Source organism: Pseudomonas sp. 2VD (assembly GCF_005503585.1).
Lineage (GTDB): Bacteria > Pseudomonadota > Gammaproteobacteria > Pseudomonadales > Pseudomonadaceae > Pseudomonas > Pseudomonas aeruginosa.
On the sequence record NZ_SCND01000190.1, the window covers coordinates 1 to 11518 of the forward strand.

8 protein-coding genes are annotated in these 11518 nt (G+C 61.5%); 7 read left to right on the forward strand and 1 reads right to left on the reverse strand.

The genetic code is table 11. The annotated features are described in order from the left end of the window. Nucleotides 1–2: 2 nt before the first annotated feature. The 6 genes from FFS27_RS19765 to FFS27_RS19790 all read left to right on the forward strand — a co-directional run bounded on the left by FFS27_RS19765 (nt 3) and on the right by FFS27_RS19790 (nt 9075). Nucleotides 3–1283, forward strand: a complete 1281-nt coding sequence (locus tag FFS27_RS19765) for an NAD(P)/FAD-dependent oxidoreductase (RefSeq protein ID WP_256659558.1) — start codon at nt 3–5, stop codon at nt 1281–1283. 110 nt (nt 1284–1393) lie between these two features. Further along, nucleotides 1394–2041, forward strand: coding sequence for a hypothetical protein (locus FFS27_RS19770; RefSeq protein WP_003122770.1), 648 nt, complete (start codon nt 1394–1396; stop codon nt 2039–2041). Nucleotides 2042–2596: 555 nt separating this feature from the next. Beyond that, nucleotides 2597–4021, forward strand: a complete 1425-nt coding sequence (locus tag FFS27_RS19775; protein ID WP_031300850.1) for a DUF1329 domain-containing protein — start codon at nt 2597–2599, stop codon at nt 4019–4021. 23 nt (nt 4022–4044) lie between these two features. After that, entirely contained in the window at nt 4045–5691 is a 1647-nt protein-coding gene (locus tag FFS27_RS19780; RefSeq protein WP_003089183.1) for a DUF1302 domain-containing protein, read from the forward strand. A gap of 8 nt (nt 5692–5699) precedes the next feature. Further along, nucleotides 5700–8102 carry an efflux RND transporter permease subunit gene (locus tag FFS27_RS19785; RefSeq protein ID WP_044727193.1) on the forward strand — a complete coding sequence of 801 codons (2403 nt, stop codon included), beginning with the start codon at nt 5700–5702 and terminating at the stop codon, nt 8100–8102. A gap of 10 nt (nt 8103–8112) precedes the next feature. Continuing rightward, entirely contained in the window at nt 8113–9075 is a 963-nt protein-coding gene (locus tag FFS27_RS19790; RefSeq protein WP_021264772.1) for a WD40/YVTN/BNR-like repeat-containing protein, read from the forward strand. An 84-nt stretch (nt 9076–9159) separates the two neighbouring features. Here the strand turns inward: FFS27_RS19790 and FFS27_RS19795 are convergent, their stop codons facing one another. Continuing rightward, entirely contained in the window at nt 9160–10026 is an 867-nt protein-coding gene (locus FFS27_RS19795; protein WP_003089190.1) for a phytanoyl-CoA dioxygenase family protein, read from the reverse strand. Between the two features lie 293 nt (nt 10027–10319). Here FFS27_RS19795 and FFS27_RS19800 point away from each other — a divergent pair. After that, the coding region (locus FFS27_RS19800; RefSeq protein ID WP_009876420.1) for a PucR family transcriptional regulator at nt 10320–11518 on the forward strand (1199 nt) is incomplete at its 3' end.

Genomic DNA, 11518 nt, shown 5'->3' on the forward strand with positions numbered 1-11518 from the left:
ACCTGCAGCCGGCGCTGAAAGGCCACGAGCACGCAGACGTAGTCGTGGTCGGCGCCGGGTTCGCCGGCCTGTCAACGGCGCTGGAACTAAGGGCGCGTGGAGCGAACGTCATCGTTCTGGAACAGCAGTTCGCAGGCTTCGGGGCCAGCGGGCGCAATGCCGGCTATCTGCTCGGCAGCATGGGCATAGAATGCGAGGTTTTCGTCAAGCGAGTGGGGCTTGAGCAGGCACGTAAGTTCGTCGGTTTCTATGACGAGGCCGTCACCTATGTGGAAGAGCGTTTGGCTGCGCTGGACATCGATTGCGATTACACGCCCTCGGGAATCATCCGGGCCGCCGTCCATCCCAGCCAGGAAAAGCGACTGCGAGCGAACATGGAGCTTGGCCACGCGCTGGGCTCTGTCACGCGCTTCGTGGATAGCGCCGAGATGCGCGCGCGAGGCATACCGCCCGCATTCCTGTTTGGCAGCGAGCAGCGTGGCGGCACCTTGAATCCGGGAAAGTACGTCAACGGCCTGCGTCGTGCGGCAATCAAGGCTGGCGTGAAATTGTACGAACGCACGCCGGTGCTTTCCTACTGTGAAGGGCAGGTGATTACCTGCAATACGGCCCAGGGTATCGCCACCGCCCCTGTAATGGTTCTGGCGACCAACGCCTACACGCCTCAGCTGGGAGTGCTCCGCAACAAGGTTGCACCGATCCGGGTTTCGGCAATCGAAACCCAGCCGCTATCGGCGGAGCAACTGGCGTCCCTGGGTTGGCAAGAGCGTGAAGGCCTCATTACGCCGCACTACACCATGGAAAGTCATCGCCTGACGGCCCATGACACCCTGCTGCTGACCGTGAAGCAATTGGGTTATGCCTACGGCTCGAAGACACCCAATGTTCCGGACCACGCCGCCTACGCCGCGTTGTCGAGAGTGTTGCGCGAGCGTTTTCCTTCCTTGCAGGGCCTTGCCATTCGGCATTGCTGGAGCGGGTATATCAGCGGGGCCTACGACTTCCTCCCCGTGGTCGGGGTGACAGGGGCCAGGCAGAACATCTTCTATACGGCGGGATGTTCAGGGCATGGCCTTGCCACTCAATCGCTCATGGGCGCGCTTTTCGCCGAGCGAATCGGCGGTGGAGAGCCTCCGCTGCTAGCGGCGCTGGAACACAAGACGCCATCCATGCTACCCGAGCCACTTCAATGGTGCGCCATAAAGACGGCCTTTGCGGCCGCCAGGCTACTGGATGCATGGACCGACAAGAAAGTGCGCAAAGACAAAGCCTTGAACGGCTGATAACGATGCGGGGAGTTAATGGGGTTATGCCCGTACTCCCTTGCACCGATTAGACACAAGGCATCGATACAACTCTATCTGAAGGGGCAGTTAACGTGGAACCGAGAGACTTGTTCGCTCTGCTCTCATGTATTCTCCTGGTGATTTCCGGATTGTTTTATGGCGCTGCATTCATCAGGCGGAAAAACTATTTGCTTGGCCTGGAGTTCTTGATCGTAGGTATCTCGGCATCGAACTTCACTACATTCATAGCCACCGGCTGGCAAGCCAACTACAACATCGCGATCTTTCTCGACGCCTTTTCGCGAGGGGTGGGAGTGCCAGTTATCGCTACGCTCGGGCTAATGGCAGTTACCCACGATTACAAACCGTCGCCCGCCAAGGACATCCTCATTTTTGTAGCTGGCTTTGCCGCTACCGGCGTCTATTTCCTGTCTGGAATCATCGAGGGATTCCTCCCTTATTTCTATGTATTCATGTGGTCAGCCTATACCTTGTATCTTTGCTACTTCACCTTGCAACTGGCCCGTGCAGGCGAAGCCCTCCATACTCTGGCCACCATCGCTGGCGGGCTGGCGGGCCTGGTAGTAGCGCTCAGATATGACTTCTTCCCGATTCCGGGAGACGACACGAAGATGGTCTTCATGACCATGGCCTTCCTGGCTTGGTCCTATTCCATGGTGCAGTTGTACTATGCCTATGGTGCGCTGGAGCGTTCGAACAAGGTATACGGCCAAGCGTTTCCTCGTCCGCGATAAACAATACGGCGCGACAAGTTTTTCTTTCTGACCCGATAACCTGGCAGAACTGTTCTGCTGTAACTCCATGGCAGGCCCTGGCCCTGCCTTTTACCGCCCTTCGGGGCGGTTTTTTTTTGCAGGCATTACATCCGCTATAGTCCCGCTCCGCCGCGGAGCGTGCATTGTCGGATAAAGTTGCTCGATTCATGACCGGTCATATCCGATCGCTCCCTCTGACCCGAGGCGAAACGACAATTAAAAATGCCCGAGCCGATATCTACGAAAGTTCCCCTCAAGCTCTCTTGTGCCCTGTTACCAAGCATCTCCAGGTAACACATGTTTCTTTACTTCCCAAGGTGGTGCACAGGGCACTGGGCCTGGAACAGAACTTTTTCCATAACCGCCTGATTTATAACAATTAAAAAAACATGAAAGAGAACTGGCATATGGTTTGCCTCATGATCGTCCGACATGGTCAATTGATCAGGTCAAATGATCATTATCGACAGGAGCCGACTTCTTCCCCTTGGGAGGTCGAGCAACCGGTCCATGCCCTGTGTGAGGAGCCATCCAATGAAAGATGTAACTGAACGGCTGGAAGGTGAAGCGCCCACCCGTCGTGTTTTCCAGCAGCAGTTGTTCATGACCCTCGCGGTATCGACCGTGCTCTGTTCGGTCCAGGCTGCGCCCCAGGGCCCCGAGGCGCTGGGGTCGAAACTGACCCCCTTGGGCGGGGAGATCGCAGCGAGTGCAAGCGGGGATATTCCTGCCTGGACGCAGCCTGGACAGCAGGACGAGGGATGGAGCTACGGCCAGGTGCGAGGAGAGCACTGGAAGTTCAAGGGCGACAAGCCGCTCTACAGCATCGACGCGAACAATCTCGCGCAACACTCGAGCAAGCTGTCCCCCGGACAGGTCGAGCTGTTCAAGAGGATTCCCGGCTATCGCATGGATGTGTATCCGACCCGTCGGACCTGTAGCGCTCCGGACTTCGTGGCCGAGAACACCCGGCAGAACGTTGGTTTCGCCAAGCTCGATGCTGCCGGCCTCGCTCTGGACGAGGCTCACGTTCCGGGCATCCCGTTCCCCATGCCGAGTACCGGTGCCGAGGTGATGTGGAACATGAAGATGCGCTACCGCGGCGTTGGCGTCGAAATTCCCCGGACCATTTCCGGAATTTCTCCACGCAAAGGGGGGGAATGGTTACGTCAGTCGACAGATACCTTCTTCTTCACGCCCTGGGGGAAAAAGGGGAGTGCGCTCTTCTCGTCAGTTGGCCGCCTGGAGAATGCGACCTTCTTCAACTACCTCGAGCCGGCTGCTCTGGCCGGCCAGTCCGCGGTACAGACTGCCGTGGCCGGCGAACAGGCCACGACCTTCTACTACTTCCCCGGCCAGCGCCGCGTGCGGCGAATGCCGTCGTACTCCTACGATGCGCCACAGATCGGCCTGGATAACCAGTACACCGTCGACGAGGCGAACGTCTTCTTCGGCACCATGGACCGTTTCGACTGGAAGCTGATCGGCAAGCAGGAGTTGCTGGTGCCTTACAACGATTTCGGTGCCTACGACACTGGCGCCAAGGTGGAGACGTTTGCCGGCAACGACTCGATCGCGCCGCAGTCGCGTCGCTATGAGCTGCATCGGGTCTGGGTCGTCGAGGCCAATGTCCGTCAAGGCATGCGCCATCAGGCGCCGAAGCGCATGTTCTACATCGACGAGGACAGCTGGAACCCGTTGCTGGCGGTGGACTACGACAAGCAAGGGCAGATCTGGAAAGTGCGCGAAGGGTTCTCGATTCCCGTGTACGAGACAGGCGCCTGCGACGTCCAGGCCCAGGTCCAGTACAACCTGGCGGATGGCCGCTACCTCTTCGACATGACCTCGATCGGTGCGGGCAAGAACGATATTCGCTGGCTCACCGAAGACAACGGCTCCCCCCGCCTGAAGCGTGACTTCTTCACCTCCGACAATCTGCGAGCCATCAGCGAGCGCTAACCGACGTCAGATCGAGAGCCAGCATGAAAAAAATAATTACGAAAGCCTCAGGCCTTGTCATCGCGTGCACAACCCCACTGGCAATGGGATTCACGTTCGAAACCGAAACCCTCAATGGCTCCTTCGACTCCACGATCACCGCAGGCATGGGTCTGCGTACCGAGTCACGGGGCTGCAACCTGATCAACCAGGGACCGACCGGGCACAACGCGCCCTCCGGCTGCCTGGCGCAGAGCTCCGGCGTGGCCGACCAGGGCGACCTGAACTACGACCGCGGCGACATGTTCACCAACTACCTCAAGGGCACCCATGAGCTGTTGCTGAAGATGCCCGAGGACATCACCTTCATGGCGCGCGGCACCTGGATCCGCGACTTCGCTGCCACCGATACCACCGGCACGCTGTCGTTCAACACCCCGGAGAGCGTCGGCAGCAACGGGCTGAGCGACGACGCCCGCGACGACCTCGCGTTCAAGGCCCGCCTGCTGGACCTGTGGGTGAGCAAAGGCTTCGACGTGGGCGGGCAGCGGGTCCGCGCACGCCTGGGCAACCAGGTGATCAACTGGGGCGAAAGCCTGTTCGTGGCCGGTGGCATCAACAATACCAACGCCTACGATTACCAGGCCTTGGCGCGCCCCGGCGTGCAGCTCAAGGAGGCCGTGCTGCCGGCGCCGATGCTCAGTGTCGCGTCGGGCCTGGGTTCGGGTGTCAACGTCGAGGCCTACTATCAATTCCGCTGGAACAAAAGCGAATTGCCGCCGGTGGGCAGCTACTGGTCCACCACCAACGCGCTGGGTGAGGGCAGGGGGGACTACGGATTCTCCGAAAAGGACGCCCGCGACAGCGGCCAGTGGGGCCTTTCGCTGCGCTGGCAGCCGGAGGACAGCGACGTCGCCTATGGCTTCTACGTAATGCGTTATCACGACAAGTTGCCATCGTTGCGTGTCGCCATTCTCGACCCGAACACCTTCGCGGCGGCACCGACCTGGGAGTACCAGGAAGACCGGATGATGTACGGCATCAGTGCCAACATGCCGATCGGTGACTGGGCCGTCGGTACGGAGCTGTCGTACCGGCCGAAGGACTCGGTCATGCTCAACCCGGTCATCGACCTGTGTACCGGCAACGGCGGCAAATGCTGGAAGGACGAGAAGAAATTCCAGTGGCACCTGACCGGCCTGTACAGCTTCACGCCGTCCAATTCCCCGACGCTTCTGGATTTCAGCGGGGCCAGCACGGGCAGCTTGCTGACCGAACTGGTGGTCATCAAGTACCCGGGGCTGCATGACGAGGTCAATGGCGAACCGCTCGCCGCGGGGCTCAATGCCTGGCAGCTGGATCCTGCCAGAGCGCCGAAGTCCCGTGGCGACAAGACCTCCTCGGGGATCAACCTGGACTTCAGCCTGACCTATGACGGCACCTTGTTGCCGGGCTGGCAGGTCACGCCAGGCGTCTTCTATGCACGGTCGCTGGGAGGACGGACACCGAACCTCAGCGCAACCTTCACCGAGGACGCGAGCAGCATGAACCTGTACCTGAACTTCGTGCGGAACCCGGCCAGTTGGCAGATTTCCCTCAACTACGCGAAGTTCATGGGCGGTGAGACGCCCTACGACCAGCTTTATCGTGACCGCGATTATGTCGGCATCGCGATCTCCCGCACCTTGTGAGGCTTGCCTTGAACGGTTCTGTAAAGCTACCTGAGGCCCCGACACGTGGCCTGTTGTCATATGTCGAAGGTGTGTTGTTCAGGCATCGCCGGCTGGTGCTGGCGAGCCTGGCGGTATTCACGCTGATCATGGGCTGGTTCGCCGTACAGCTGCGCATGGATGCCGGCTTCGAAAAGCAATTGCCGGTAGGCCACGAATACATCGAGACATTCGAGGCCTACCGCAATGACCTGCTGGGGGCGAACCGACTGACCATCGTGGTCAAGGCCCGAGAGGGCGATATCTGGAGCGCCCCGGGCCTGAAGCGGCTGTATGACGTCACCCAGGCGGTGACCTTCCTCCCCGGAGTATCGCGCAGCAGCGTGCGCTCCCTGTGGACGCCCAACGCCTTCGTCAACGAAATCACCGAGGAAGGTTTTCGTGCTGATCCGCTGGTACCCGGAACGGTTTCTTCCGAGCACCTGGATGACCGGATCATCGCGAAGATCGCCAATTCTACTGCCCAGGGCGGCTTCATCGGTACGCTGGTTTCCCGGGACCAGAGCAGCGCGATGATCACGGTGGAACTCAACGAGTACGATAGCCAGGGCGCCCATCTGGACTACGTAACCTTCAACCATCGGCTGGAGAAAGAGATCCGCCAGCGCTTCGAAGACGGCGATTTCGAAATCCAGATCATCGGTTTCGCCAAGCAGATCGGCGACATCGCCGACGGAGCTTCAGCCGTGCTGGAGTTCTGTTTGTTGGCGTTGCTGCTGACGGCGGGGGCGGTGTACTGGTATTGCCACTCGCTGCGTTTCACCTTGCTGGCGTTGGTCTGTTCGCTGGCCTCGCTGGTCTGGCAGTTCGGCAGCTTGCGCCTGTTGGGCTACGGGCTCGATCCGCTGGCAGTGCTGGTGCCCTTCCTGGTGTTCGCCATCGGGGTTTCCCATGGCGTGCAGCAAATCAACTTCATCGTGCGCGAGATCGCCATCGGCAAGAGCGCCGAAGAGGCGGCACGCTCGAGCTTCACCGGGTTGCTGGTTCCCGGGACGCTGGCGCTGGTGACCGCGCTGGTTTCCTTCGTGACGCTGCTGTTGATCCCGATCCCGATGGTGCGGGAACTGGCGATCACGGCTTCGCTTGGCGTGGCCTACAAGATCGTCACCAACCTGGTGATGCTGCCGTTGATGGCGTCGTTGCTGCGCGTCGACGACAAGTACGCAGCCGCCCAGGAGGTTTCCCGGCAGCGTCGCAGCCGTTGGCTGCGGGGCCTGGCCCGGCTCGCCGAGCCACGCAAGGCGCAGTGGGTGCTCGGCGCGGCCTTGGCGGTGTTCCTGGCGGCGATCTGGCAAAGCCATGACCGCGTCGTCGGCACGCTGCAGGCGGGTGCGCCGGAGTTGCGCGAGGACTCGCGCTTCAATCGCGACGCGGTCTCCATCGCCAGCAACTACGACATTGGCCTGGACTGGCTCAGCGTGGTGTTCGAAGTCGACAAGGCTCCTTCCGAGGTGGCCTGCGAGGATGTCGCCCTGGGCCAGTACCAGGATCGTTTCGTGTGGGCCATGCAGGGGGTGCCCGGCGTCCTCTCGGTCGCGTCCTTCTCCACCACCATGCGTCAGTTCAACGAGGGCTACAACGAAGGCAACCCGAAGATGGCGGCGGTGCCCATCGACCCGATGAACTACGCCGCGCTGGCCACCGAGGTTGCGCGAACCCCCGGGCTGATGCGCATCGATTGCAGCATGTCGGCCGTGCACCTGTACCTGGCCGATCACAAGGCCACGACCATCAACCGAGTGGTGGACGCCGCCAAGGCCTTCCGCAGCGAGTATCCGATGTCAGGCATTTCGATCCGCCTCGCCTCCGGCAACGCCGGCGTCCTGGCAGCGATCAACGAAGAGGTGGAGAAGAGCGAGACCCCCATGCTGCTTTACGTCTATGCCGCCATCGCCTTGCTGGTGTTCGTGGTCTATCGCGACTTGCGGGCGGTCCTGGTGTGTTGCCTGCCGCTGACCATCGGCACCTTCATTGGCTACTGGTTCATGAAGGAGCTGCAGATCGGCCTGACCATCGCCACCTTGCCGGTGATGGTGCTGGCAGTGGGCATTGGCGTCGATTACGCCTTCTACATCTACAACCGCCTGCAACTGCACCTGGCCCATGGCCAGACGATCACCAAGGCGGTGGAGTACGCGCTGCTCGAGGTGGGCGTCGCCACCATTTTCACCGCCATCACCCTGGCCGTTGGCGTGGCCACCTGGGCCTTCTCGGAGCTCAAGTTCCAGGCCGACATGGGCAAGCTGCTGGCCTTCATGTTCATCGTCAACATGGTCATGGCCATGACCGTGCTGCCGGCCTTCGCCGTATGGCTGGAGCGGGCGTTCCCGCGCAAACGTCCCGTGCGCATGATCGGCGCGCTGGTGCACTGAGGAGAGAAGCATGAAGTTCAGGGTTTCATTCACCGCGGCCTTGCTCGCAGCAGGATTGCCGCTGATGTCTCTCCAGGCCGCGCCGTTGCAGGCCGTGCCGGCCGTGCAGGCGGGCAATGCCACGCAGGCCACCATGCTGGCCGCCGGCTGGGCCGGAGAGCGGGTGGTTGCCGTGGGCGACCACGGTGTCGTGTTGTTGTCCGACGACCAGGGCAGGCAGTGGCGCCAGGCACGCTCGGTCCCACTATCCACGCCATTGACGGGTGTGTCCTTCGTGGATGCCAGGCACGGCTGGGCGGTGGGTCACTGGGGCGCGATCCTGTCCACCGCCGACGGCGGGGAATCCTGGCAGGTCCAGCGCCTGTCGAGCGAAGAAGACCGGCCGCTGTTCGCCGTGCACTTTTTCGATGCCCGGCAGGGCGTTGCGGTAGGGCTCTGGTCGTTGGTGCTGACCACCGAGGATGGCGGCAAGACATGGACGGAGCAGCCGTTGCAAGCGCCTTCAGGAGCCAAGCGGGCCGACCTCAACCTGATGGGGCTGTTTGCCGACAACCACAGCAGCCTGTACGCCACGGCCGAGCATGGGCAGGTGCTGCGCTCCGACGACCAGGGGAAGAACTGGCGTTACCTGGATACCGGCTATGAAGGCACCCTGTGGTCTGGCGCGGTGCTGGCCGATGGGCGTCTGCTGCTGGGTGGTCAGCGTGGCACCCTGTTGCAGGGCTCTGCCGATGGCAAGGCTTTTCGCAGAGTGCCAACGCAAGGCAAGGGCTCTGTCACATCCATAGCAGTGGCTGGCGCGCGGGTATTGGCGGTCGGGCTTGACGGACTGAAGGTACGGAGCAGGGATGGTGGAAACAGTTTCCAGGAAGCACCGACGGCTGACGGCCTCTCGCTGACGGCGGCGCTGTTCAACGCCGACGGCACGCCGCTGCTGTTTTCACGTCGCGGAGTAATGCCCCGCCAGGAATGAAAGTGTTCACCGGCCTCTTTGCTTGTCCGGGGACGCGGTTGGGCCTGGCGCCTTCGGGGCCAGGCCAGCCAGCGTGGAAGGCTTCTAGAGCTGGAGATAGTCGGCCAGGTCTGCGTAGTTATGTTGCCACAGGCCTGGGCTGCCATTGGGGTACTGGGAGCGGAAGCCAAGGATCTTCTGAACGCGCGGAGCAAGCGTTCTGACCAGTTCGAGCGGCACGATCAACGGGTAGGCCTCTTCAGGCGTGATGATCGAAGCCTGCATCGGGATGGTCAGCCCGCGACGGTAGAAGTCAGCGGTCACGTTGGCCCCGCCGCCATGAACGACTTTCCCGCCGAACAGCACGGCATCTCCTGCTTTCAACAGGGCAGGGATCGTCATTTCTGGGGTTCCTACATCGTCGAAGTCATCCCAGTCCTGGCTCCCGGGGATCAAGCGCGTGGCACCGTTTTCCTCGGTGAAATCGGTCAGCGCCAGCATCAGGTTGGTGATGGTGCGCGGCGCATGTTTATTCATGGCCACGAACGGTTGGTACTGCGCCATGTCGCGGTGCAGCATTTGCGCTTTGTTGCCTGGGCCGATCTCGATCAACTGGGCCGTGGTCAGCCACCAGTCACCGCACTCCGCGGCGTAGAGCACGTTCCCCAGGTCGTGAAAGAGGTCGTCATCGAGGATCTCCTCGCGAAAGGTCTTGCTGTGGGTGACGAGGTTGGTGAGCCGTTTGGTCTGGCGGCCATGGAACTCGGCGATCAGCTCGTGCTGGTGCTTGGAGCCGGCCTCGAGCGCGGCCAGGGGAGCGTCCAGTTCGTTGTTGATCCGTGCGACTTGTTCGGGGGTCATGAAGTTGCGGATGATCACCGCACCTGCCTGGTCGCTCAGCAGTGCAATCTCTTGCGCTGGAGTCGAGCGGGTTACGACGGGCAGGCTGAAGGTATCGCGAGAGGCTGACATTGAAAGAACTCCGGATTGAAGGAACGGTTGGCGCAGGCGGGTCGCTGTCCGGGCAACGGGCACCGGCGAACAAGCCCGCTTGCCACTGCGCTAAACCCCAAAAAAAGAACATGGAGCGTCACGGCGCCTCCTTGTATTTTTTGTTCAGGCAGTGAGTTCATGCTAGGTTTCCCCCAACCTTGCGCCAAGGTACGAACTGCACCATTTCCTCTGTGATTTTTGAGTGATTTGCACCGCCCATGACCAGTACGCCATCCTCCTGGCCACGCCCATCGGAAGCCGTTCGTGAACTCATGCGCAAAGGCGCCGAGCTCGCTCAGGCGCTGCCGCCGGAGTGGGTCGAGCGCCTCAATCAGGCGCTGTTCTCTTCACCGGAAGATGCCAAGCTGCTGGAGGACCCGGTCATCCTCGCGGCGTGCCGGCGCGCCAACCGCGCAGAGTTGCTGCATTGGGCGAACGCCAATCTGCAGCGCCCCGGAGAACCGGTGCAACCCTACGTCTCGGCCGACATGGTGGACACGGCCAGGGAGCTCGCCCGCAGAGGGCTGTCCGAGCTGCTGATGAATGTCGCGAGGTCGACACAGAACACCGCCTGGGAGCTATGGATGAAGATGGCCTTCAACCTGACGCAGGATCCCAGGGTGCTCGAGGAGTTCCTGGAGGTCTCGTCGCGGTCCATCTCGGAATTCATCGACAGCAACATGCGTGTGGTGACCCAGATCATCCTGGAAGAAAAGAGCGCCCAGGCCCATGACGACCCGATCGACAAACGAAGCCTGGTCAGTCGGCTGCTCGACGGCAGGGATGTGGATACGGAGCAATTCGGCAGGCGGCTGGGCTACAGCCTTTTCCAGAAGCACTACGCCGGCCTGGTCTGGTGCGAAAGCCCGGACGCCGAGATCCGCCTTCTGGAGGATGTGGCGCGTACCCTGGCGCAACTCACGGGCACGGCGGCGCCGTTGATCGTATTCGCCGGCCCCGCGACCCTGTGGGTCTGGAGCCATGCGGCGAAACCGCTGGACCTGAACCTGCTGCAAGGCATCGCACTGCGGTTTTCAGGGATTCGCGCGGCAATCGGCTCGCCGGGCACGGGAGTCAATGGCTTCCGTCGCTCGCATCTGGAGGCCCTGACGACGCAAAGGCTGATGGGCCGCCTGGCGGGCGCACCCGCCGTTGCCACCATCGACCAGGTGAGGATGGTGTCGCTGATGACCCAGGACGACCGCGCGGCCAGGCAGTTCGTTTTGAGCACCCTGGGGCGTCTGGCGACGGAGCCTTCGGTGCTTCAGCGCTCGCTGCACGCCTTCCTGGCCAATGGCTGCAATGTCACCCAGACCGCAGAAGCGCTGGGCACGCATCGCAACACATTGCTGCGCCGGCTGGAGCGTGCCCAGGACCTGTTGCCCGTCCGGCTTGCCGATCATCGCATTCAGATCGCCGCGGCCCTTGAACTGGTGATCTGGAGTACTCCCCTGATCGATGATGATAAATA